Consider the following 25080-nt stretch of genomic DNA (forward strand, 5'->3'; position numbering starts at 1 on the left):
AAGGATGTGCAATTATTATGCCACAACAATTTATAGAATTAGGAGAAGGCTATGGTGATGTTTACGAGTTACTCGAAATTATCAAAACAAATCAGGAACGCTTTCATCAAGCCTTTATACTAACATCTACAAAAGAAGATAAAAAGGTGATCTCATTAGCTGTAGCTCTCAAACCAGTTGGTGAAAGTAAGTTCATGCCTATCTATATTTGCCGAGAAGGCATCCCATATAATGAAGAACAACCTACAATGCGACAAAAAATGTTTGAAGCACAAATAGAACAACTCGATCGGAAAGCAGTTGTTGTAGAAATAAAGCACTCATCTATATTTTCGGAATCAAAACTATTTTATCAATACTTAATCGGTATATTAAGACTAAATAACTATATACCTGCATTGACGTAAGATTATAGACCTACTTTGTAGTCATATTCCTTTGCTTTATCTGGTTTTGCATTTTCATATTCAGTTTTCACAAATGGACGATAAGACTCCACAACGTCTTTCACAAATGGAAGGCGTTGTAGTTTTGTTGTCATCATATCAATGTCCTCACGATTACAGTAAAGCACTACGTATTTTTGCCTTCTTGAAATATAAAGAACATGACCATATTTCCGAAGAGATTTAGCATGTTTTAATTGATGGACGTAAACGATTAGCCCTTGTCGTTCGTTCATATTGGATTCCCTCATTTCTTACATAAAAGAATACCATAGACCGGAAAATGATAGCAACAGAGTTTAGCTGACAGAAAGCTCAATTTTCCGTTATAATGGAAAAGCATACTGCGAGAAACATCGTAGAGATATGAATTAGTTGTTTTCATGGAACATTTACGCCTCCGCGTAATAGCTCCGTATTTTTTTGCTTTTGCATATATCAGCATGAAAAAAGCATCATTCACTTCTACTAGCTATTAGTTTTAGTAGGTACTTTAATTATCAATACTGACAATGAATTCACCATTACTTTTTATATGAAGATAATTGTTAAGGAGGACGAATATGGGTAAGAAAACAAAAATTGCCCTTGCTATTGCTGCGGCAAGTGCAGCGGCTTGGGCAGGTAGTAAAGCTATTTCTAAACCACAGCAACGTGAAGGCAAACAAGCATTGCAATTTGATCGCCCCATCATTCTGGCGCATCGTGGCGGGGCTCTTTTAGCACCTGAGCATACAATGATCGCATTTGAAAAAGCAGCACAGTTAGGAGTCGATGGCTTTGAAATTGATATCCGTTTAACAAAAGACGAGGAAATCATTGTTTTCCATGATGATACAGTTGATCGTACAACGGATGGCTATGGTCTCATTGCCGATATGACCTTAGCAGAAATCAATGCCTTAAATCACGGCTATCAATTTGAAGATTTGGATGGCGCTTTTCCATATCGAGAGGAAAAAATTAATGTAGTGACATTACGAGAGCTACTTGAAACTTATCCAAATATGCTCATCAATATTGATATTAAAGATGCTCCAGATACTTATGAGGGAAGTTTGATGCCTTCTAAACTTTGGCGCTTAATCGAAGAGCTAGGCGCTGAACAGCGTGTCGTTGTGACAAGCTTCTATGGTGAGCAAATCGATCGTTTTAATTTATATGCCCAAAATCAAGTAGCACTTGGTGCCGGTGAATCAGATGTGAGAAAAGCATTTGCCTCCTTCTCAAGTCAATTTGGGCACTTATATCATCCGAAAGTTGATGTTTTCCAAATCCCACCTAAATCAGGCGTTATCGCATTAGATTCACCTAAATTTATTCAATTTTTGAATCATCTCAACATACCTGTCCACTATTGGACAATCAATGATATCGACACGATGAAAAAATTAATCCATAATGGCGCCAAGGGGATCATTACAGATCGCCCTGATATAGCTGCTGAATTATTACAGGAACAAGAGTCGTTATCATGATACGAACATAAAGGGGAAGGACACTAGTTACGTGCCTTCCCTTCATTTGAATGTTCTACCTATATAATGAGCAGATATGGGCTTGTCTAATCTGATGGATTTCATGAGCAATAATATATTGAAGAATTACTGTATTCGTTTTCTTCCCCAGAAACCGTTACTAACTCGTCATGGTTCCCTCGATAGCTCCTTAAAAATGGGCCAACTCCCTGTCTTAAATCTGAGGAAAGCCTCTAAATCTTAATAATCCTCAAATCGAGTATCCAATCCTTTTGACCTTGCATACCACGGATCCAACTAGACTATAATATAAAAGGATATTTGTAAGGCCATCCAATAAAGTTACTTGATTTAGAACCTTTTTAGCAGCCTAAACAACTTTTTTCCTATCCTGTCACCAGGGATGACAGCCATTCAAGTATGTTTCCTCCTATCAATTGAAAAAAGACTGTAAACAACCTCCTGTGAATACTTGGAGTTGTCTACAGTCTAGAAGAGATGTGTAACATACACATCGTATTTTATGCTGAGCAAGAGCATGAGCCGCCCGAGCCACATCCTCCTCCGCAAGATGAACCAGATGCAAAGAATGGGTTACTAACAGGAACTTTTACAGCTTCAGAGACTGTTTTACCTATTAATAGGCTAATCTCATCGAGTAAATCCTGAAAATCGTTTTCAGCAATTTTTAAAGCTGAAACTTTTTCATTCAAGTCAAGTGCCCTTTTCTGTTGGCGAATTGACTTCATGATTGTATGGTAGTCTGGATGATATTTTCCGAAACGTTGTACATCTTCGTACTGCTCTTTCATGCGATTAAATGCGTAAATAGCTTCTACAATTTGTGCATCACTATAGACTGCATCATACGCTTGCTGTAGCGCAATCGCAGGTTCTGAGGAAAGAATCATCTCACAAAGCGCTTCGGTCTCATCCAAAATGAGTACCCAGTCAGAGGTCATCATCATTTTTAATTCCCCCAATCTCTTTCCCATCATAACAGATTTTATGGTAATTTTACATTATTGATACTTTTAATGAAAGAGGTTTTCCAATTAATGACAACATCTAAAGGACAGATAGAACAATTACTAGCTGAAATTTTACAAGAAAGTACTGAGGAAGATGAAGAAGTTTTATTACATCTTTTAAATGGGCTAAGAGAGAAGCAGCAAGGCATTCACCGTCGTTATCTTAATGCTGCCCTACATATGGTAGGTAAGTTTGAGCCTGAAATTAGTGAGGTTCGTATCCCTATTACACCAGTTATTCATAATACAATTAAGGTGCCTCATGGTGGCATTATTGCAACAATTGCCGATGCAGCTATGGGCGGACTTGCTTCACGCTCTGTACCAGAGGGATATAATGTGGTTACAACGAATATGAATCTATCGTATATTGCCACAACAACGAATAAAGAATTGATTGCGCGCGGTCGTTTTGTTCATAAAGGACGTCAAACACTCGTCATGGCATGTGATATCGAAGATGAGACAGGTCGCAAGCTGGCTATTGCTACAGGATCTTTCTTTATTATTCAGCGTCGTCTGTAATGAGACTGGCAAAATAATCTTTGATGCATTGTTGATCGGAAAAAGGCAATTTTTGATTTTTAATTTGCTGTGTTTGTTCATGCCCTTTTCCGGCCACAAGGACAATATCGCCCTTTTTCGCCTTTGCTAACGCTTGATGGATAGCAAGCTTCCGATCTAAGTAAATTTCATAATATTGTTGCTCTGTAAAGCCTGCAATAATGCTTTCATTTATCACGATTGGATCTTCATCTCGTGGATTATCTGTTGTTAAATAAATAACGTCCGCGTATTTACTTGCTACCGCTCCCATGGCGAAGCGCTTCGCCTTATCACGATTTCCACCACAACTAAAAACAAGGTAAATTGTTTTGGAACGATTAAAGGTTTGTAAAACGGCTTGTAAGGCTTCTGCTGTATGCGCATAATCTACATAAACCTCTATACCCAAAGGATTATCAATCTTCTCAAGTCGTCCTTCTGGTAGTTTTAAGGACCACATATGACCAACTAGATCTTCCATCGGGACACCTAGGCGCCATATAGCCATTAAGGCAGCAATAGTATTTTGTACATGATATTTTCCGACAAAAGGGATTTCCACAATATGCTCACTCGCTGTTGTTTGTAAGCAAAGTACGGTTTTTCCAACTGTTTCACTGACAATTTGAATATGTAGATCATTGTGATTATCAAAGCCAAATGAACAGGATTTTTTCTTATCATAAATCCCTACAGAACGACAAAAGTTATCATCTCCATTTAATACTAACTTTTTGGATAAATCGGCTAATCTTTTTTTTGCACGTTTATATGCTTCTAAACCACCATGATCTTCTAAATGGTCCTCTGATAGATTTAAAAATACACCACAGTCAATATCGCAATGGTCGAGTCTATGCTGCTGTAAGCCCATTGAAGAGGCTTCTAGCACAACATGTGTAACCCCTTTTCGTACACATTGCTTTAATATCGGATGCAATTCTTTGGCCTGCAATGTTGTTAATTGCTCGTAAGCCGTTTGTTGTTTCTCGCCATTGATGAAAAAGCCAACCGTTCCAATAACTGCTGCTTTTTTATGTAAGGCATTTAGAAGCTGACTAACAAAATGGCTCACCGTGGTCTTTCCATTTGTGCCGGTAATGGCAATAACCGTTAAAGCCTCTGCTGGAAAAGCAGCGAGCTTCGCACTCGCATACGATAAAAATAATGCTGTATTCGGAACCCACACAAAAGGAATTTCTTTATCCATAATCGGCAAAGAAATACTTTCTTCCGAAACAATGGCAGCAGCCCCCCGTGCCAACGCTTCTTTAACAAAACGACTTCCTGATGTTTTTTTGCCCTTTCGTACAATAAAAATGTCACCGGGTTGTACGGCCTGTGCATAATCTTCTACGCCTGTAATTTCTGTTCGAATGGATCCTCCTGTCACACTACATGGCCAATCCTTTAATAGCTCAGCTAGTTGCAAGCCTCATTCCCCCTTTCCGTTCTCTATCATATGACGGCGTTTGTAACGGTGTGACGAAAAATGTAGAAGCCTACAGTGAAAGTACTACCTTATAAAAAAATAAAGACAAGCTCGGCTATTCGAGCTTGTCTTCAAACTGATATTCTGTTGTTAGGATGAGGAGGATTGCTCTGTATTCTCTACAGGGTCCTCACTATCTGGTTCTTTATTTCTCTGTTCTTCGTTATCCTGTTCTTCAATATCTTGTTTTTTTCTATCTTGCTCTTCACTATCCATCGTCTGTGCAGTAGGCTCTATATAGATTTGTGTATAATAATCTACGAAAGCACCGGAACCAACGCGTGTATATCGATCATCCAATAACACCTTCCTATGTTCAGGCGAATTTGTCCAACCATGCATAGCTTCTATCGCATCAAAATAAGCAGTGGCAAGATTTTCATTCGCTGCACTATAGTCGATGTCATGTGCCTGTAATCTCTTTTTTAAATCTCCATTAGTTGGAGACTCATGTGATAAGAAATTTTGCACCTTCATATCTTCACTATGCATTTTTGCAGCTTCTTCTAATGATTCATCCATTGCTAAAGGTGGTAATTCATGATGTACCCTCGTAACATTTAAGAGATCATCAAGCTGTTTGGCGCTAGCTACATCGATTTCTTGCTGCAAAAATGAAGACGGTGGCGTACGTCTCACTAGTTCACCTTGATAACTCATTTCATATGGTTGATGAAGGACAAGTGTTTCACTGTCTGTATAACGTATTCCCTGTAGCTCACTTGTCTCCCTATCTATATAAAGCTGTGCATAAAGGCCATCAAATTTGACAAGCAACCTTGTTTGCATATCTTCTTCACTCATCGAGAAAATGAAAATATTTTCTCCCACAGTGGCCGCTACCTCATAATCAATAATCGTCATACGGTATATTTCATCGCGTTTTTGTCCAACTTTAAAAGGAAATGCATCGATTTCTTGTCCAGCTATGTAAACTTGCGTTACAATATTATTTTCAACACCAATCATAAAAAACGTAGCAACATCTTTATTGTAGACCCACCATTGATAGCCAAATGAAGACGGTTCTTTTCTCGTTGGTTCCCCATATTGCTCTAAAACGGTTTGAATGCCTTTTCCTACCAAAGTTGATATGCCTGTTTGAGGACGTGTCATTGCTCCTACAGCAGACTGTTGCTTTAGTTGTGTTTGAGGTATTATATTAGAATTGGTATTTGGTCCTTCTAACGGCTCATTTTCCTGCGGGGTATTGAAAAACATAAAGCCAATTAATGCAATTGCGCCACAAACCATTAAAATGCGGAATAAAGCTTTCATACAGGACTCCTTTTCATCACCATTATTGTAAGTTATTATATCAATTGTAATTGGGTTGACACAATGTTGTCATTGCAACAATGTCGAATATGCTCTATTATAAAAATGAGCGTATACTTTGTACGAGAACCTAAAGGAGGACTATACATGTATTTTGAAAATACTAACCTTGAAAATTTAACAGCTGATCAAGAGCTAATTGTCAGCATTATGAAAAAGCATGGTTTAGAATGTGATGGCGGTTGGGATTACGAACGTATGACATTCGATAAACGTTTCGATACTCGTGAAGGTCGCTATTACCTACGCGTATTCGCATATGCCATTTCTGGTGATGTAGGTGCACACGATGCCATCCTTACGTTAATGAAACCAGCCCTAGGTAAATACTATTACCCACATGGTGTTGAATATGGGGATGATGAAGTTTACCCAGCACATCTTGTAACAAAATGTGAAGAAATCTTAAAAAAGGTTAAATTAGAATTAGATCAATTCTCAATTGAGCCAACAAATAAAAATAACTTCGAACCTGTTAACGCACGCTAATCTTTATTAAACTAAAGTGACAGCAAGTATAGCGTAAGTAGCTTCATTTTATGAAAAGACTGGTGGTCCAGTCTTTTTTTATTTTGAGTAAAAAATTTTTTTCTCCTCATACTACCTATATCTATTACATGGATGTAGGTGAGAAAAATGTTATCTTTTTTTAATCGTCCTTTTTTTCGGCATCCCATAATCGTCATAGCGATTGGGCTTCTGCTTCTCTGGTTCATTTCTATATCGTTACCAATCCTCCTTGCCTACTTAACCGCGTTACTTTTAGAACCGATTATTGTTCGAATGTGCAAACGGTTTCGAAAAAAACGTAAAATAGTTGTTTTCATCTTTTTTTTATTTTTTCTCAGTATCTCTTTATTATTATGTACACTTATACTCTATATAAGCTGGAAACAATTTTCTTCTTTTATCATCGATATTCCTGAGTACCTTAATCAACTATCAGCCTTATGGATTCAAATGCAATCCAAGCTCAGTAACTACACCTATCATTTACCTGTAGAACTCGTTTTACAAATTCAATTCATGATTGAAAATGCTTTAGCCTCTATAGAAAAATTCGCCATATCCTTAACAAATGTGAATGTATTGTCTACTTTACTAACATATATCCCCTCCCTTTTATTTGATGTTTTTGTTTATTGGATTGTCTTGTATATGTTGCTCTTAGATTTGCCAGCCATTAATCGTAAATTATTAATGCCCTTTCCTTTTCACTATCATCAAAAAATCATTTTTATTGGGCAGCGCGTTAAACTAGCCTTATTCGGCTTTTTAAAAGCACAATTGCTTGTTGGTGCTAGTATCTTTGCGATATCCTTCGCAGCATTTTATTATTTAAAAACGCCATTTCCCATACTGTTAGCTTTATCACTCGTTGTATTAGATTTTATCCCTTTTCTCGATTCATTTATCCTTTTAGTCCCATGGGCCATTTATCAAGTATTTGTAGGCGACTATATATATGCTGTCGTTCTAACGTTACTAAATGTGGGGCAATTTCTAGTCCGCAGAATGATTGAACCAAAAATTATTGGTGATAAAATTGGCCTTTCCTCCTTAAATACCTTCATTGCCATGTTTATCGGCTTTAAAATATTTGGTTTTCTTGGGATATTAATAGGCCCTTTACTTGTTGTAGTGATACTTTCTATATTTCAACCAACTACAAAAAATCTCCCACCTTTACAATAATAAAGAGGGAGATTTTTTTTAAAACCCTAAAATGGCTTTAATAACGGATGTTGTTTCACCTGGTTCAAATAAAATATATAGCAATAAATAAACAAGTACACCAGTGATGGCAACAAAGAACCAAATAATACTTGTGATTGGTCCAATACGTCTGTGTAACTTAATATTTGTTTTCAAACCCGAAATAATACTAACGATACCAAAAACGGCTCCAGATGTCGCCAAAATAATATGGAAAATCAAAAAGAACGTATAATATGGTTTTAAATGTTCTCCACCGCCAAAAGCCGTATTTCCAATAAAGATTGTACGGGATGCATAGATAATAAAGAATATAAGTGCCGCAACACCTGCAGCAAGCATTACTTTCTTATGCCCCTCTACATTTCTTTTTATAATTAAGCCCCATCCTATCGCTACTAGTACAGCACTAATGACGATAAACGATGTACTAATAGTAGGCAAAATTTGCAATTCCATTGTCAAAACCCCTTATACAAAGTAAATTTCTATATTACAATTAATGTTGCTGTTGACTTTCCCATTTTTTTTGGTGTGCAGCTAATGCATCAGCCGTAATTTTATCTGGATCTTTTTGTTCAGAACGATACCATCTCGTAAAGATTGTCCCAATTAATACACCAAAAATAAGCTCTTGTAAGATTTTCATTAATACGCCACCTAATTGCTGGTCTGCAACAGGTTTCATGTCTGTAAACAGCTCTGGTCCTGATAATGATAAGCCTGATAATGTAGAGGCTGGTACACACAGCTCCATTGCTTTTAACCATGCATCACCATTTGTATATGTCTCATACATTGCATTAGGAGCAAAAATGATTAATCCACAAGCAGGTGTAATTAACACAGCATTTGCAATAATATAGGCTAATTTATGCAAAGGCTTCATTTTAGCACTATTAGGCATATTTTGAATTAAAGGCCAGTACATAAAAATAGCTGAAAGAAATAATACAAATGTATAGGTACCATGTAATGTTTCATTTAATTTAATGTAATCTAATACTGAAGGCAAATGATAGAAGGAAAATAGACCAATAAACACAAAGACTGCAACAACTGGTAATGTCAGTACTTTAAACAACGTTCTAACAACCGGTGCTTCAATCGCAACTTTCCAAACCCACCAAGGGATTCCTTTAATTAAGAAAATCGGAACAAGCAATAATAAGATCGCCATTTGAACCATATGCATGGTAAACATAATGTGAGCCATTAAATCAACTGGAGAACCTTTAATGATATAAATAGTAATCATGGCTAACACGAAATAAATGGCTTCTCCCTTTTTCAAAGGTTCACTTACTTTAAAATCATTACGCCACTTTACTGTGACTAAAAAATAGATAATCGTTATAAAAACAAGAACTCCTATTAAATAGGGACTCCACAATGCTTGGAAACCAAATATACTAAGTGGCATATAGAACGCACTCCTTTAAACTTCAGTACTCCTATTATAAAACGCTTACAGCTATACTGCAATGAACGAAAGGTGAACAAATGTTAAGTTTAACAGTGTTTGTCTCTTTTTGAAACCTTCACAACTTTAAAACATAAGAAAAAGCACGTTCGTACAATTAACGAACGTGCTCTTTTGGTGATTACCACCAAATGATTGTTAAAAATGCTAAGAAGAATGTAAATGCGATTAACATCCCCATCCACATGAAGAAGCCAATAACACCACCAAAGTGTGTTTTTTTGTCCTCTAAGTGCATGAAAGAATAAAGCTGAAGTACAACTTGAACACCAGCCAATAATAATACGAATGGCATGATTAAGTATTTAGAAAAATCAGCTGCAACTACTGCGAATGCGATAAACGTAAAGAAAATCATGATCGCAAAGTTGATTACTTGTTTACGCATATGAACGGCATTATGATGACGATCATACTCATACTGTGCCTGTGACTTAGCAACTATAGGTGTATCGTGTGAAGACATTATCCGATCACTCCCATCAAGTAAACTACTGTAAAGATAAATACCCAAACAACGTCAATAAAGTGCCAATATAAAGCAGCTACGAAAAATTTAGGTGCATTGTACAAGTTTAAACCACGTTTCGCATTACGGATCATTAAAGTTGCAATCCATACAAGTCCTAAAGTTACGTGGAAACCGTGTGTACCAACTAAAGAATAGAACGCAGTTGCGAATGCAGATTGGTTAAATGTAAAACCAAGGTGCACATAGTGTTGGAATTCATAGATTTCAAGTGCTAAGAATCCAAGACCTAAAGCTAAAGTAATGGCTAACCAAGTTTGCATCCCTTTAAAGTTAAAGTTACGCATATGGTAAATTGCATAAACAGAAGTTAGTGATGATGTTAATAATAACATCGTCATAGCAAATGCTAATGGTAATTCAAATAAACCTTGAGTTGTGAACTCCATGCCAGCTGGCCCTTTGTTCTTAAGCGCTAAATAAGTAGCGAATAAACTTGCGAAAAGTACAACTTCACAGGCAAGGAAAATCCAGAAACCAACGACTTTATTTTTACCTTCCATCGTAGCTTGTTCAGGATGATCTGGCCAAGTATGAGGAGTAAATTTAGTATTGAAATCCATTATTTATTTCCTCCTTTGCCGTAAAGATGTTCTTCAATTTCAAGAATTTCTTCTTTGTGTAAGTGGAAACCATGATCGTCTTTAACTGAACGAACAATCATCGCCCCAAATGTAATAGCTAAACCAATGATTAATACATAGATAGACCATGGTTTATCTGCATCTGGATTGTAAAGTGCACCGAATGCTGCAATAAACATACCTAATGAAATAACGAATGGAATCGCTGAGTTATTTGGCATATGAATATCACCGATTGGCTCAGCAAATGTCACTTCTTTATTACCTTCTTGTTTTTCAATCCACCATGGATCTAAACCACGTACAAGTGGCGTTTGACGGAAGTTGTAGAATGGAATTGGTTGTGGAATTGACCATTCTAAAGTACGTCCATCGCCCCATGGGTCGCGACCTGCTGGCTTGCCTTTAATAGACATTAAGCAGTTGATTACCATTAAGATAACCCCTACACCCATCATTAATGCACCGATTGTAGAGATATAGTTGAACTGATCCCAACCTTGACCTTCCATGTAAGTGAATACACGACGTGGCATACCCATTAAACCTAAGAAGTGTTGAACGAAGAACGTTAAATGGAATCCAATAAAGAATACCCAGAAAGTAATTTTACCAAGCGTTTCGTTTAACATACGGTTGAAGAAAATTGGCCAGTAGAAGTGCGCTGAACCAAATAATGCTGTAACGATACCACCAACGATTACGTAGTGGAAGTGAGCAACGATAAAGTAAGAATCGTGTAATTGATAGTCAAGAGGTGCAGATGCTTGCATTACCCCTGTAACACCACCCGCAACGAATGACGGGATGAAACCAAGTGCATAAAGCATTGGTGTTGTAACTTTAATAGATCCGCCCCAAATAGTTAAGATCCAGTTGAATACTTTCATACCTGTTGGAACCGCGATTGCCATTGTTGCAACAGCGAAGATTGCGTTTGCTGTTGGCCCAAGACCAACTGTAAACATATGGTGAGCCCAAACCATGAACCCTAGGAAACCAATTAAAATTGTTGCGAATACCATTGAAGAGTATCCGAATAAACGTTTACGAGAGAACGCTGGAATAATCTCAGAGAATAAACCGAACGCCGGTAATACTAAGATATAAACCTCTGGGTGTCCGAAGATCCAGAATAAGTGCTCCCAAATTACTGTGTTACCACCCATTGTATGGTCAAAGAAGTTACCACCGAACATACGGTCGAATAACATCATTAATAAACCAATTGTTAATGGAGGGAATGCGAATAAAATTAATGCACTTGATACAAGAGCTGTCCATGTGAATAATGGCATACGCATGAATGTCATACCAGGAGCACGCATTGTAATGATCGTAACGATGAAGTTAAGACCTGAAATTAATGTACCTGCCCCTGAAATTTGTAAACCAAGAACATAGAAGTCAATACCATGTCCTGGAGAATATAAAGATAATGATGCATAAGAAGTCCAGCCCGCATCAGGAGCGCCACCCATAAAGAATGACAGGTGAAGGAATACAGCACCTAGGAAGAATAACCAGAACCCTAAAGAGTTAAGGAACGGGAATGCAACGTCACGCGCACCAATTTGTAATGGTACAAGCATGTTCATAAATGCGAATAGTAATGGAGTAGCAGCTAGGAATAACATTGTTGTTCCGTGCATTGTTAATAATTCATTGAAAAAACCAGCTGACACGAAATCGTTATTTGGTTTCATTAACTGAATACGCATTAATAACGCTTCAAAACCAGCGATAGCGAAGAACAATGTGCCGGCTAATAAATACATGACTGCTAACTTTTTATGGTCAACAGTAGTAATGTAATCCCAGACAGTTGCTCCAAAGCCCTTTTTCTGTGTGTATGAGCTCACAACTTTTACCTCCCTCAAAATTTGTTACATAGAACGAAATTTATTTTTCAACTGATAAGCTCATGATATAAGTTGCAAGAGCTTCAATTTCTTCATCAGATAAATCACCGTAAATAGGCGCAGTGCCTTCAGCGTTCATCATTAAGTTACCTGGTTTAAATTCTTCTGGGTTTTTAATCCAAGCTTTTAAGTTTTCTTCATTGTGTTCTAAGAAACCAGCAACACGGTTACGGTCACCAAACGTAGTTAAGTTTGGACCTGGTGTACCGCCTGCTCCTGAACCTGAGATAGCGTGACAGCCTAAGCAGCTGTTAGCAAAAGTTGCTTCACCAAGATCTGTTGAAGCTTTGTCAGCAATTTGTCCTTCTGTTGCTTTCATTGCATCAACCCATGCGTCAAATGCATCTGGGCTTAATGCTTTTACTTTAAAGTCCATTAATGCATGTGAAGGTCCACATAATTCAGCACATTTTCCATAAAATACGCCATCTTTAAGATCTTTAGATTCTTTATCAAATACTAAGTAGAATTTGTTTAAGTTTTCTACGTTTGTATCCATTTTACCGCCTACAGCAGGAATCCAGAATGAGTGCTTAACATCGGCAGCTTTTAAATTAAAGTAAACCTTTTCACCTGTTGGTACTACTAGCTCTTGAGCCGTTACGATACCTTGGTTAGGGTATTCGAATTCCCACCAGTATAATTTTGCTGTTACATTGATCGTTAGGGCAGTTTTATTCCCTTCTTCATCTACCTCATCCATTGCAGCAACATCTGCAAATTTATAAGTAGTTGTAACAACTGGTACAGCGATAATTAATAATAAAATAATCGGTATAACTGTCCAAATCACTTCTAATGTGTGACTACCCTCTACTTGCTTAGGGATAACATTTTCACCAACGCGTGAACGACGGTATTTTAGGAATGCAAGTAAATAAATAACGGATACGATTACTACTACTAGCGTCATAATTATAGTAGTTAACAGTAATAAATTTAATTGTTGTTTACCTACTTCTCCAGATGGTTTTAGTGTAGAAAGATAATCTTCACCACAACCTGAAAGGAAAACCATCATCACTGCTAGAAGTGAAAAAAGACGCCATTTTTTAAGCCCTTTCATCATGCTTAATTAAACCCCTCTTTCTTTGTTGTATTTTCATGTGTTCCTAGGACATTAGTTCTGTCTATATGAATTCTTAAAAAAAAGAAAGAATTCCTAACTTTAGCTAAACAGCGCAAATATTATGATGGCTACAAATAGTATGGTCATATGATTCAACGAATAAATAAACATTTTATTTGCCCACTTCATATCATCTTTTGTTGTAAAGCCTTTCAGAGCTAGTATTAACCAACCCAAATTCAATGCAGTGGCAAGAGTTAAAAAGCCAATTCCAAGCTCTGGTAAAAGGAAAGGTAACGGTAATAATAAAAGAATCCAGAATAACATTGAGTACTTTGTACGTTTAAATCCCTTTACTACAGGTAGCATTGGTATTTTAGCTGCACGATATTCCTCCGTACGTTTCATAGCAAGCGCATAGAAATGTGGTGGCTGCCATGCAAACATAATAAGAAATAAGGCAAGTGCTCCTAGACCTAAAGCAGGTTCAACCGCTGCAAATCCAATAACTGGAGGTATAGCCCCTGAAATACTTCCTACAACCGTGTTACTAACATGCTTCCTCTTTGACCACATTGAATACAGAACGACATAAGCAAATATTCCTGCTAGTCCCCACATGCCGGCTGCAAACGATGCCGCAAATAACAAAATTTCACCTACAATTAAAAATGAGAGGGCAATGGTCAATACAAAATTCGGCTTGAATCTGCCAGTCACTGTCGGTCTTGCTTTTGTTCTTTTCATGATAGGATCAATATCCTGATCAATGAAGTTATTCATTGCACCTGAGCCACCAATGATTAATGCCGCACCCAGCATGGTGTAGAATATAACATCAAGCTCTTGCAAGAAATGTCTACTAGTAAACTGAAAAGCCAGCCACATCCCTGTAAACGTTGTGACAAGATTCGAGTTAACGATGCCAATTTTTATTAGTGCTAAGAAATCTTTTACAACAGATGTTGTTTCTGGGCCAGTATTTCTAGTAGCCGCCAGTGTACGACCGTTTGACATAATACCTCTCCTTTCATTTTTGTAAGCATATTCCGCTAACAATAACTATAGCGAAATTTGCGATTGATTTCTAGACATTAAGTGAAATTTAGATGAAGTTGTAAAAATTAGTTTTGTCTAGAAATATAAATAAAAACAACATATCTATAGTAAAACATTTTCTAAAATGAATTGTGAAGGTTAAAGCACGAAATTATGAACAATTTGTGAAATGGATTCGACATCTATTACTCCCTTCTCTTTACAAGTTGTTTTTTATACGTATTTTCGATATTATCTAGTAGCAGAAACATTACGCTCTTGTAATGTTGATAGATAAAGTAGGTGACTCATTTTATGCAACACAACAGGTATTTAAAGTGGTTTGCTGTTGCCGCTACAGTAGGGATGCTCCTTATATTACTAGGTGGAGCTCTCGTTACCAAAACAGATAGTGGCTTAGGCTGTGGTCGAAACTGGCCTGATTGTAATGGATCTCTTATTCCAAAGGAGATTACACCAGAAGTCCTGATTGAATTTTCACATCGTCTTGTAACTGGAGTCGTATCTATTTCAATTCTTGTGTTAACCATTTGGACATGGCGTAAGCTCGGACATATTCGTGAAGTAAAGCTATTAGGTTTCTTAGCGATGTTTTTCTTAATCGCGCAAGCTCTTATTGGAGCAGCTCAAGTATTATGGGGACAAGGTGATTTCATCCTTGCACTTCATTTTGGGATTTCTCTTATTTCCTTTGCTGCGGTTCTTCTTCTTTCTATGATTGTATTTGAGGTCGATCGAAAATTTGATGCCGATAACGTATTTATTGGTAAAAAGTTACGTTGGCATACAATTGCTGTCACAATTTATTCTTATTTAGTTGTTTATACAGGGGCGTTAGTTCGTCATACAGATTCGAGCTTAATTTGTCCTGACTGGCCATTTTGCTATAATGAAACACCTTTCGCACTACCGAATAACATGTACGAGTGGGTGCAAATGGGACATCGACTAGCTGTTCTTATTATTTTCATTTGGATTGCATACATAACTTGGCACGCTGTGAAAGAATATAAAAATCAACGTGTTATTTACTATGGATGGGTTATTGCCTTTACTATAGTAGTTTTACAAGTGATTGCTGGTATGTTAGTAGTCCTCACTAGACTGAATTTAACAGTCGCTTTACTGCATTCATTATTCATTTCCCTTTTATTCGGTCTATTATGCTACATGATCATGTTAGTTGCTCGTAGTAATTATAATGAAAAAAAGAAATAGGCTATCAAAAAAGATTCGCCACCTATTATGTGACGAATCTTTTTTCTATGATTCTTATTTTTGTTTCTTCAAGGTCTCCGTTCCTATAATTCCTACAATTAAAATAATCATAGATACTAGCGCATAGTCTTTAAAAAATGTTGTAAAAGGAATATCGAAATATCGACAAATAACCGTTACAAGACGACCTCCTAATAGAATTAAACCAATGACAAACATCCAATTAAATAGTGCTTTAAGCATTTTTATGTCCCTCTACTTTCATTGCTGTCCACATAATCTTAATTACTTCTTGACTATATTCCTCTGCCTCAACCGAAATCGGTCCTCCTATTAGCATATATTCACCAATAGCACCTTGAATCACTTTTGCCATCACCTGGACAGAGTCAACAGTAAATGTCCCCTGTTCTTTACCATCCTCTAATATTTTACATAAAGCCTTCAATAAAGGATCTTCACCATCATCCGAAATTTTATAATAAGGAACATCCTCAGCTGTACGAGCATTGAATATAATTTCTAATAATGCCGCATTCTCCTTCGGATGTGTCGCTTGATAAGCAATACTTGCCTCTATGAAATTTGCCAATTGTGTAGCTGGATCATCGGCAGCATATGTTTTTGTCAAAATAAATGTTGCGGATTGTTCAAGTAACGCTTGCAGGCTTTGGTCAATCAAATCTTGACGATCTGCAAAATGGTATGAAATTAATGCTGTACTGATAGTAGCCCGTTTAGCAATTTGTGCTAAACTTGCCTTGACATAACCAATATCATCTAGCGTCGTTATAGTTGCTGCAATAATTTGTTGCTTTCTAGCTTCCTGAATAAACGTGTTTTTATGGCTATCCATAGATCCTCCTTTTGATTGATTAATTATTTTTTTGATTACTTAATCAAATTTTAAAGGATTTAATGTCTAAATACAATGAAAAAGGTTATGTAGATACTCAAATAGCATCTCATAACCTTTTTCATGATTATTTATTCAATTTCAATCAATAAATCCCCTGTTGAAATGGCATCCCCTGCACTTGCATAAACCTCTTTCACAACGCCGTCTTTCGGTGCTTGAACGGTTGTTTCCATTTTCATTGCTTCTGTGATTAATAGGTGGTCACCGCGTTTAACTGGACTACCTTTGGAAACAACGACTTTTAACACAGTACCTGGCATTGTAGCACCAATTTGATTTGGATTGCTTGGATCTGCTTTTAAAGCTAGATTACCATCTACCTCTACAGTCATATCTTGAATAACCAATTCACGAGATTGTCCGTTTAACTCGAAGTACAGAACACGCGTCCCATTGTGCTGAGGTTCACCAATGGAAACAAGTTTAATAATTAACGTTTTTCCTTTTTCGATTTCGACTTCAATAATTTCCCCTAGCTTTAAGCCATATAGGAATGTAGGTGTGTCTAGAACCGAAATATTGCCGAAGGATTCTTCCGTTTTCGCATACTCTTCAAAGACTTTTGGATAGAGTGCATAGGCTAATACATCCTTTTTCGTAACAGGACGATTTAACTTATCCTCCAGTACAGTCTCTAATTGTTCAAACTGAATAGGCTCTAATAACTCTCCTGGACGAACTGTAATTGCTTGGCGGTCTTTGAGCACAACCTGCTGTAGTGCCTCTGGGAATCCGCCATGTGGCTGTCCAAGATAGCCTTGGAAGAATTCAATAACAGAATCTGGGAAATCAATCGTTTGCCCTCGAGTTAGCACTGTGTTTTCATCTAAATCATTTTGCACCATGAAAAGTGCCATGTCGCCTACCACTTTGGAAGATGGTGTTACTTTAACAATATCACCAAATAGTAGATTTACACGGGAATACATATGTTTTACTTCTTCCCAACGATCGCCAAGACCCACTGCTTTTGCTTGCTGCTGTAAGTTACTATATTGTCCACCAGGCATCTCATGCACATAAATTTCAGAATGTGGGCTGATCATACCACTTTCAAAATCTTTATAGTATTTACGTACATCTTCCCAGTAGTACGATAATTTCTCTAAAGCATCTATATCCGCACGTACCTCGCGTTTACCGCCCTTCATCGCATAGTACAAAGAATTTGCACTTGGCTGAGATGTTAAGCCAGCCATAGAGCCAAGAGCTGTATCAATGATATCTACTCCTGCTTCAATGGCTTTCGCATATAAATAAATCCCGTTACCACTTGTGTCATGTGTATGCAAGTGGATTGGCAGACTTGTCGTCTCTTTTAACTCGGAAATTAAACGATAAGCTGCTTCTGGCTTCAATAGACCCGCCATATCTTTAATCGCTAAAATATGGGCACCTGCTGCTTCAAGCTCTTTCGCCATATCTTTATAATATTGCACCGAATATTTGGCACGACTGTCGTCCAGAATATCTCCTGTGTAGCAAACCGCCGCTTCCGCAATTTTTCCAGATTGACGCGCTGCATCAATAGCTACTTCCATGCCTTTAATCCAGTTCAAGCTATCAAAAATGCGGAAGACATCAATGCCTGATGCTGCCGATTCGGCGATAAATTCACGGATTAAATTGTCAGGATAGTTCGTATAACCAACAGCATTGGCTCCACGCAATAACATTTGGAATAACACATTTGGCACTTGCTCACGTAGTTTGGCTAAACGCTCCCACGGGTCTTCTTTCAAGAAACGATAGGCTACATCAAATGTTGCCCCACCCCACATTTCCAGCGAGAATAGTTGATGCATCATACGAGCTGTTGCATCAGCAATTTGATACATATCCTGTGATCGAACACGTGTAGCGAGCAGGGATTGATGAGCATCACGGAATGTTGTATCTGTTAGCAGTACATCATCCTGTGCTAAAATCCATTGTACTAAGCCATCTGCCCCTTGTGTGTCTAAAATTTGCTTTGTACCTGCTGGTGGCACAATAAGTGGATCGATTTTAGGTATGTTCGGTCGCACAAAAATGGGCTTAGATTTTTTTTCTACTCCAGGGAAGCCGTTTAATGTAACATTCCCAATATAGCTTAGCAGCTTAGTTCCTCGGTCCTTTCGAACAGGGAATTCAAATAACTCTGGTGTTGTATCAATAAAGCTTGTATCAAAAGCACCTGATAAAAATTTTTCATGTGTGACGACATTATTTAAAAACGGGATATTTGTTTTAACACCACGAATACGGAATTCTTTTAAATTACGATCCATTTTCGCAGCAGCTTCTTTAAAGTTCATGCCTGATGTTGAGATTTTCACTAGTAAAGAATCATAGTATGGTGTAACGACAGCACCTTGGAATCCATTCCCTGCATCTAAACGCACACCGAAACCGCCACTTGAACGGTAAACCATTAATTTTCCTGTATCCGGCATAAAGTCATTAGCAGGGTCTTCCGTTGTCACACGAGCCTGAATAGCATAGCCAATCATTGGCATATCCTCTTGCTTCGGCATATGAATTTCTTCACTGTGTAGACCATAGCCTGCTGCCACCTTAATTTGGGCATGGACAATATCGACACCTGTAATCATTTCTGTAATCGTATGTTCTACTTGAATGCGAGGGTTCACCTCGATGAAATAAAAATCTTCTCCTGCAACTAAAAATTCCACTGTCCCTGCATTTATGTACGAGACATTCTTCATTAATTTCACCGCAGCATCACAAATACGATTTCTTAACTCTTGTGAAATCGAATGGGATGGCGCAATCTCAACCACTTTTTGATGACGACGTTGAATCGAGCAATCACGTTCATATAAATGCACAATATTGCCCTGCTGATCGCCAATAATTTGTACTTCAATATGTTTTGGTTTGATGATGGCCTTTTCAACATACACCTCATCAGATCCAAAAGCAGCCTTTGCCTCTGATTTTGCCCTTTCATAAGAAGAAGCAAGCTCCTCTGGTGTATGCACAAGACGCATCCCACGCCCACCACCGCCAAGTGCCGCTTTAATCATAACTGGAAAGCCATAATCGTTAGCAAATGCCTCTACCTCTGCTAGATCGGCTACAGGACCATCTGTACCAGGAATAACAGGAATCTCAGCCGCAATAGCTTGCGAACGTGCTTTGACCTTATCCCCAAACATATCTAAATGCTGAGAAGTTGGTCCAATAAAGACAATCCCCTCTTCTTCACAGCGACGTGCAAATTCCACGTTTTCTGATAAAAAACCATACCCTGGATGAATCGCATCAACATCTGCATCTTTTGCGATGGCAATAATACCTTCAATATCTAAATAGGCATCAATTGGTTTCTTGCCAGCTCCCACTAAATAAGCTTCATCTGCTTTAAAGCGATGAAAGGCACCACTATCTTCCCTTGAATAGATGGCAACGGTTTGGATATTCAGCTCCGTACAGGCACGGAAAATACGAATTGCAATTTCTCCTCGATTAGCTACGAGAATTTTGTTGATTGATTCCATAGATATCCCCCTTTATGATTGTGTTTTTTTCCTCTCTACCTTTTCAAACATAGAAACATTGATTAATATTCCCATCGCTAAAGATAGAATGATTATAGATGTACCGCCATAGCTTATAAAAGGTAACGTTACACCGGTTAACGGGATTAACCCGGTTATCCCCCCAAGATTAATAAACGATTGCCAGCCTATCCAACTCGCAATACCAGCTGCAATCATGCGTGCCAACGGATCTTTTGTTCGTAATGCAATGGAAAAACCTTTATATACAATAAATCCTAAACCACCTAAGACAATTAAAACTCCCCATATTCCCAATTCCTCCATTATAATCGCCATTATAAAATCTGTTTGTGGTTCAGGTAAGTACCCTAATTTTTGAATCGATTGACCAAGACCACGTCCTTCTAAGCCACCTCCGCCTATGGCATAATAACTATTCACCACTTGGTGACCACTACCACTCTCATATTCAAACGGATTTAAATAAGATAGAATCCGTCCTTTACGGTTATCAGTTAGTAGTTCCCCCTTGAATAGCAAAAGGATACCAAGGATTGCTGTACCGAAGGCTACTAATACACCAAAGAACTTCCAAAATGTTTTAAAGGGAATGCCACTTGAAGCTACTACAGATACAGCTATTCCACACAGAATAATAACTGCTCCTAAGTCTGTTTCGAAAGCTACCCCAGCAACCACTAAAATCCATAGGAAAATGGGATAAAAAATTTCAGTTGGTTGTAGCTTTTCAAACGTATGTTTTTGCGCTTTTCTATAAAAAGCAGCTGCAAAATATAAAATAATAAATAGTTTCGCATATTCCGAAGGTTGAAAATTCCCTAATCCTGGAATAGCAATCCAACTCTGAGAGCCTACTTGATCTGCCCCGTGACCAAACAATTTTAACCATGTGAATAACACCGCTAGTATGATCGTTAGTAATAACATAATGTTCTTATTCGCATAATGCTTGTAGGGGAAAAAGGCTGCCACTATAAAACCAATAAATGCCACCAATAAATTGGTAACTTGTTTTTGATAAAAAAAATCAGGTGCTTGCTCTTTTTGCGCAATCGCTACCATCATACTTGAACTGTAAATCATTATTAACCCAAATAAACTTAATAATAGGACCGTAAAAAATAAGGGGTAATCAAAATTTTGTGCATATCTTTTTAAATATTGTCTCATTAGAAAACCTCGTTCTAGTAAAAAAACTCAAAGCGCAAAGAAGCGTTTGAGTTTTTCTTTTTATTTGTCTGTATACGCGTCGTGCAACACAGACAGTTCCTTCTCGAGTGAATCGAGAATTTCTTTGCCTTTATCACGTTCAATCAGTCCAAGCTTCACAGCAAAATCGATTTCACGTGATAGGCCGAACATTTGTGTATCTAATACTTCCTCATATAAAGGGCATTGTGGCATTGTTAAATGATCCATTTGTACTCGAATAAGGCGAGCAATCTTGTCTGCATCAGCAACTAATAGCTCCAAAGCCTTCTCTTGAAAAGAAGTTTGTGATTTCGTATCCATGAGGACGCCCCCATTATCTGATATTTCTTCGATTCTATCTTAATAAAGTTTATCTTCTAGTCGTTAAAAATGCAAGTGTCTTCATTGGAAAATAGAGAATTCGGTTTATATTTCTTTATTATCTCTAGGCATTAGCGTTATACTATGTCATGGATATACAAGATTTAAGGAGGATTTCTATTATGGAAACAATAATTCCTATTACAGGTGCCGTCTCATACCAACTAACATTAGATCCCACTGTATGGATATTCGACGATCGTAAATTAGATTTAAACACTTACTTTACGACACAAAACATTGAGGAAGATTCTGACATCAAATATATGCGTGAGGTTGGTGCTCACTGGTCTCGTGAAATTATGGAGGGGGCCACATTCCCACCTACATTAAAATCAGAGCGTAAATTTGACCGTAAAGGAATGGAAACAGGTACTTTTGGTATCCAATTAAGTCATTTCTTGAAGAATGCTGAAATTAAACCTGAAGCGACAAAAATCGTTTTAGAATGCAAAGATGGACAAGAATTCCCATTCACAATTGAAGAAGCTTCAACACTAATATTAAAATATAGCCAAGACGGCAAGCCTCTTTTAGAAGATGGCCCAATCCATGTATTATTAAAAGATGGTTCAAATATTGACAATCCTATTAAAAACATATCAGCCATTCGCGCTGAATAGGAGGGAATGCAATGCGCGTAAAATGCGTTATTTGCGATACGATTGATAATTTAGATGATAATCTGCCTTTAGCAAAGAAGTTACGTAATCGTCCAATTCATACGTATATGTGTACAATTTGTCATGATCGTATTAAAGAAAATACGTTTGCACGAATAGAAACGGGCAATTTCCGTTTTTATCGTACTTCACCTCAAATGGATAAAGAATTTTAACTAAATGACAGATTAAAAAGAAGTGCCTCAACTATAAAGACACCTCTCAGACTGAAGACAAACTCAAAAAAATCGAGCGTTTGCCTTCAGTCTTTTTTCTTTTACTTTCCACTACAGGCGGACGCTTTTCGTGGGCGGAGTCACTGCCATTCGTTCCAATCAACTTTTACATAAAGTACTCCATCTACATGTATTGATGAAAAGTAAACCTTTGTGGTGATAATCCATGAAGCAAACCAATAAACGTGAACAATTAGCGATTGATCCATTAATACCCAAAGTTTACTTAGTATGAATACTAGAGGCTGCTATCGATTGTCGTTTAACTTAGTAGAAAAACTCCCTTCAGCTTATGGACGTCCAAGTATGTTTTCTTACATTTATTCTATTTATCTTTGGCATTGGCTCCATGCCCAAACTATGAAAGAAACCACATTCAATGTGGAATATTACCCAAATAAACCAAATCCTTTGATTTGTATTAAGTGCCCTCGCCTAAGCCTTATTACAATGAACAAAAAGTAATAATCATCAGAAACTCATTCAACGTCCTATCGGGGAATCGTGGTAGCGGAAGTTGAATATTTACAACATCCTTATAATATTAAACAAATCTATGCAAAGCGCAGAGGAACCTTGAAGCATGTCTTTGCGAATGGAAAAAAAGGTATCAAAAATGACAAAAGGAATCGAGAAGTTCACACTCGATTCCTTTTGTCAACAGTCTGAGAAGTACCTCAACTATAGAGAACCTCTTTTATCCGTTATTTTTAATAATTATTTTTTCAACCAATTCAACTACTTGATACATAATGGTCGCAAAAAACGCAATGATCAGAAGCGACATGAGCACAAGGTTAAAATTAAATACTTGGAAGCCATAAATAATTAAATAACCAAGCCCTTTTGAAGCTACTAAAAATTCACCTACAATCACCCCTACCCATGATAAGCCAACATTAACTTTCAAAGTTGAAATAATCGTAGGAAATGAAGCTGGCAAAATTACTTCACGAAAGATTTGCCATCTAGTTGCCCCAAATGTTTGTAAGACCTTACTATAATTTGGATCGACACCTTTGAAGGCTGTATACACAACAATGGTTGTAATAATGATGGAAATCAATGCACCCATGGCGATAATGGAAAAATAGCCTGGTCCGAGCGCAACGATCAAAATAGGGCCGAGCGCAACTTTTGGCATCGCATTTAAAATTACTAAATAAGGGTCGAGAACCTTTGATAGTAGCGGAGACCACCACAATACTATAGCGATTAATGTTCCAAGTAAAGTACCAGCAATAAAACCAATCACCGTCTCCATTAATGTCACACCAACATGTAATGTTAATGTACCATCACTTACTTTTTCAATAAATGTATGCCAAACATGTGTCGGTGAGCTAAATATTAAACGATCAATCCACTCTAGTCTTGAAAGAAGCTCCCACCCACCAAAGAATAGCAGTAGAATGATAAGCTGATATAACCGTACAAAGCGTTTTTCTTTTTTTAGTAATTGCTGATATTGTTTAAATAATGTGTTATCCAAGACTCTCCAGCTCCTTCCAAATGGTTTGGAAAACATCTGTATAGGCTGGATGCTGTCTTACATCAAAGGGTGACAGCTCACGAAGAGCATCAGGTATTTCAAACACTCTGTGCAATGCCCCTGGATTGGCTGAAAATAGAAAGACACGCTCACTCATCGCGATAGCCTCGCCAATATCATGTGTTACAAGAATAGCCGTCTTTTTATACGTTTTTAAGGTCTCCACAACTAAATCCTCAAGCTTTAATTTCGACTGATAATCCAAAGCGGAGAATGGTTCATCTAATAATAATATTTTTGGGTTTACGGCTAATGTGCGAGCAAGAGCCACACGCTGTCGCATACCTCCTGATAATTCTCGTGGATAATTATTCCCGACATGTGGTAAGCCAATTTCCTGCAACAGTGCATTGGCTGTCACTTTATGTGTTTTATTGCTTCGTTCCATAATTTTCAAACCGATTGTTACATTTTCCTCAATGGTCTTCCACGGAAATAAATAATCTTGCTGAAGCATATAGCCAATACTAGATTGATTATGTGCTGATAGCTCTTCACCATCTATATAGACCTTGCCTTCAGTTGCAGGAAATAATCCTGCAATAATTGATAATAATGTTGTTTTCCCACAGCCACTCGGTCCAATAAAGGATACAAATTCTCCTTCACGAATCGCTAGACTAATATCACGTAATACTTCCTTTGCCTGTGTGTTTGAAAAATAACTATGGTGAATGTTCTCCAGCTGTAAAAATTCCATA

26 protein-coding genes are annotated in these 25080 nt (G+C 37.5%); 8 read left to right on the top strand and 18 right to left on the bottom strand.

Annotated features, from left to right (window positions below):
• Positions 1–17 precede the first annotated feature (17 nt).
• Positions 18–407: a DUF7147 family protein gene (locus CRI88_RS03645; RefSeq protein ID WP_036125301.1), complete on the top strand. Its 390-nt coding sequence runs from the start codon at positions 18–20 to the stop codon at positions 405–407.
• 2 nt (positions 408–409) lie between these two features.
• Here the strand turns inward: CRI88_RS03645 and CRI88_RS03650 are convergent, their stop codons facing one another.
• The gene (locus CRI88_RS03650) at positions 410–682 is read right to left on the bottom strand and encodes a YlbG family protein (protein ID WP_036125303.1); all 273 of its coding nucleotides are present in this window, start codon (positions 680–682) and stop codon (positions 410–412) included.
• Between the two features lie 327 nt (positions 683–1009).
• Between CRI88_RS03650 and CRI88_RS03655 the strand changes: the two genes are divergently transcribed.
• Positions 1010–1924, top strand: coding sequence for a glycerophosphodiester phosphodiesterase family protein (locus tag CRI88_RS03655; protein WP_036125304.1), 915 nt, complete (start codon positions 1010–1012; stop codon positions 1922–1924).
• Between the two features lie 521 nt (positions 1925–2445).
• Here the strand turns inward: CRI88_RS03655 and CRI88_RS03660 are convergent.
• Positions 2446–2892: a YlbF/YmcA family competence regulator gene (locus tag CRI88_RS03660; RefSeq protein WP_036125306.1), complete on the bottom strand. Its 447-nt coding sequence runs from the start codon at positions 2890–2892 to the stop codon at positions 2446–2448.
• A 90-nt stretch (positions 2893–2982) separates the two neighbouring features.
• Between CRI88_RS03660 and CRI88_RS03665 the strand changes: the two genes are divergently transcribed.
• Positions 2983–3480 (top strand): PaaI family thioesterase, encoded by a 498-nt coding sequence (locus CRI88_RS03665; protein WP_089931925.1) that lies wholly within the window; start codon positions 2983–2985, stop codon positions 3478–3480.
• Here the strand turns inward: CRI88_RS03665 and CRI88_RS03670 are convergent.
• The gene (locus tag CRI88_RS03670) at positions 3461–4933 is read right to left on the bottom strand and encodes a UDP-N-acetylmuramoyl-L-alanyl-D-glutamate--2,6-diaminopimelate ligase (protein WP_036125315.1); all 1473 of its coding nucleotides are present in this window, start codon (positions 4931–4933) and stop codon (positions 3461–3463) included. The two genes, CRI88_RS03665 and CRI88_RS03670, sit on opposite strands and share 20 nt — an antisense overlap.
• A gap of 150 nt (positions 4934–5083) precedes the next feature.
• A complete protein-coding gene (locus CRI88_RS03675; RefSeq protein ID WP_036125317.1) occupies positions 5084–6271 on the bottom strand; it encodes a CAP domain-containing protein in 1188 nt (395 codons plus the stop codon).
• Between the two features lie 147 nt (positions 6272–6418).
• On the opposite strand from CRI88_RS03675, the gene CRI88_RS03680 reads away from it, so the two are divergent.
• Both CRI88_RS03680 and ytvI read left to right on the top strand, forming a co-directional pair.
• Positions 6419–6820: a YugN family protein gene (locus tag CRI88_RS03680; RefSeq protein WP_051891699.1), complete on the top strand. Its 402-nt coding sequence runs from the start codon at positions 6419–6421 to the stop codon at positions 6818–6820.
• Between the two features lie 147 nt (positions 6821–6967).
• Positions 6968–8026 (top strand): sporulation integral membrane protein YtvI, encoded by a 1059-nt coding sequence (gene ytvI / locus CRI88_RS03685; protein ID WP_089931923.1) that lies wholly within the window; start codon positions 6968–6970, stop codon positions 8024–8026.
• 18 nt (positions 8027–8044) lie between these two features.
• Here ytvI and CRI88_RS03690 read toward each other — a convergent pair whose 3' ends face one another.
• From CRI88_RS03690 to cyoE, 7 genes are all read right to left on the bottom strand, one after another.
• Positions 8045–8506, bottom strand: a complete 462-nt coding sequence (locus CRI88_RS03690; protein WP_036125319.1) for a DUF420 domain-containing protein — start codon at positions 8504–8506, stop codon at positions 8045–8047.
• A gap of 40 nt (positions 8507–8546) precedes the next feature.
• Positions 8547–9470, bottom strand: coding sequence for a cytochrome c oxidase assembly factor CtaG (gene ctaG / locus CRI88_RS03695; RefSeq protein ID WP_036125321.1), 924 nt, complete (start codon positions 9468–9470; stop codon positions 8547–8549).
• 181 nt (positions 9471–9651) lie between these two features.
• Entirely contained in the window at positions 9652–9996 is a 345-nt protein-coding gene (locus CRI88_RS03700; RefSeq protein WP_036125323.1) for a cytochrome C oxidase subunit IV family protein, read from the bottom strand.
• Complete coding sequence (locus CRI88_RS03705) at positions 9996–10622, bottom strand: cytochrome c oxidase subunit 3 (RefSeq protein WP_036125326.1); 627 nt, start codon at positions 10620–10622, stop codon at positions 9996–9998. The genes CRI88_RS03700 and CRI88_RS03705 overlap by 1 nt, the downstream gene beginning before the upstream one ends.
• On the bottom strand, positions 10622–12505 hold the full coding sequence (gene ctaD / locus CRI88_RS03710; protein ID WP_036125328.1) for a cytochrome c oxidase subunit I: 1884 nt from the start codon (positions 12503–12505) through the stop codon (positions 10622–10624). Before ctaD ends, CRI88_RS03705 begins: the two co-directional genes overlap by 1 nt.
• Positions 12506–12545: 40 nt before the next feature.
• Entirely contained in the window at positions 12546–13634 is a 1089-nt protein-coding gene (gene coxB / locus CRI88_RS03715; RefSeq protein ID WP_036125330.1) for a cytochrome c oxidase subunit II, read from the bottom strand.
• Between the two features lie 99 nt (positions 13635–13733).
• A complete protein-coding gene (gene cyoE, locus CRI88_RS03720) occupies positions 13734–14651 on the bottom strand; it encodes a heme o synthase (RefSeq protein ID WP_036125331.1) in 918 nt (305 codons plus the stop codon).
• 336 nt (positions 14652–14987) lie between these two features.
• Here cyoE and CRI88_RS03725 point away from each other — a divergent pair, with 336 nt between their 5' ends.
• A complete protein-coding gene (locus tag CRI88_RS03725; protein ID WP_036125337.1) occupies positions 14988–15911 on the top strand; it encodes a COX15/CtaA family protein in 924 nt (307 codons plus the stop codon).
• 54 nt (positions 15912–15965) lie between these two features.
• Here CRI88_RS03725 and CRI88_RS03730 read toward each other — a convergent pair whose 3' ends face one another.
• From CRI88_RS03730 to CRI88_RS03750, 5 genes are all read right to left on the bottom strand, one after another.
• The gene (locus tag CRI88_RS03730) at positions 15966–16154 is read right to left on the bottom strand and encodes a hypothetical protein (RefSeq protein ID WP_036125343.1); all 189 of its coding nucleotides are present in this window, start codon (positions 16152–16154) and stop codon (positions 15966–15968) included.
• Positions 16147–16767 carry a TetR/AcrR family transcriptional regulator gene (locus CRI88_RS03735; RefSeq protein ID WP_101966397.1) on the bottom strand — a complete coding sequence of 207 codons (621 nt, stop codon included), beginning with the start codon at positions 16765–16767 and terminating at the stop codon, positions 16147–16149. The genes CRI88_RS03730 and CRI88_RS03735 overlap by 8 nt, the downstream gene beginning before the upstream one ends.
• A 131-nt stretch (positions 16768–16898) precedes the next feature.
• Positions 16899–20333: a pyruvate carboxylase gene (gene pyc / locus CRI88_RS03740; RefSeq protein ID WP_101966398.1), complete on the bottom strand. Its 3435-nt coding sequence runs from the start codon at positions 20331–20333 to the stop codon at positions 16899–16901.
• Positions 20334–20345: 12 nt separating this feature from the next.
• Positions 20346–21527 (bottom strand): FtsW/RodA/SpoVE family cell cycle protein, encoded by a 1182-nt coding sequence (locus tag CRI88_RS03745; RefSeq protein WP_101966399.1) that lies wholly within the window; start codon positions 21525–21527, stop codon positions 20346–20348.
• A gap of 60 nt (positions 21528–21587) precedes the next feature.
• Positions 21588–21869, bottom strand: a complete 282-nt coding sequence (locus CRI88_RS03750; protein ID WP_036125355.1) for an Fpa/YlaN family protein — start codon at positions 21867–21869, stop codon at positions 21588–21590.
• Positions 21870–22051: 182 nt separating this feature from the next.
• Here CRI88_RS03750 and CRI88_RS03755 point away from each other — a divergent pair, with 182 nt between their 5' ends.
• Together CRI88_RS03755 and CRI88_RS03760 are read left to right on the top strand one after the other, a co-directional pair.
• Entirely contained in the window at positions 22052–22552 is a 501-nt protein-coding gene (locus CRI88_RS03755) for a molybdopterin-binding protein (protein WP_036125357.1), read from the top strand.
• An 11-nt stretch (positions 22553–22563) separates the two neighbouring features.
• A complete protein-coding gene (locus CRI88_RS03760) occupies positions 22564–22767 on the top strand; it encodes a YlaI family protein (RefSeq protein WP_036125360.1) in 204 nt (67 codons plus the stop codon).
• A 757-nt stretch (positions 22768–23524) separates the two neighbouring features.
• On the opposite strand, the gene CRI88_RS03765 is transcribed toward CRI88_RS03760, so the two are convergent.
• Both CRI88_RS03765 and CRI88_RS03770 read right to left on the bottom strand, forming a co-directional pair.
• Positions 23525–24319 (bottom strand): ABC transporter permease, encoded by a 795-nt coding sequence (locus CRI88_RS03765; protein ID WP_036125362.1) that lies wholly within the window; start codon positions 24317–24319, stop codon positions 23525–23527.
• Positions 24312–25079 carry an ABC transporter ATP-binding protein gene (locus CRI88_RS03770; RefSeq protein WP_036125365.1) on the bottom strand — a complete coding sequence of 256 codons (768 nt, stop codon included), beginning with the start codon at positions 25077–25079 and terminating at the stop codon, positions 24312–24314. The genes CRI88_RS03765 and CRI88_RS03770 overlap by 8 nt, the downstream gene beginning before the upstream one ends.
• Between the last annotated feature and the right edge of the window lies 1 nt (position 25080).

Source organism: Lysinibacillus fusiformis (assembly GCF_002845985.1).
Classification (GTDB): domain Bacteria; phylum Bacillota; class Bacilli; order Bacillales_A; family Planococcaceae; genus Lysinibacillus; species Lysinibacillus fusiformis_D.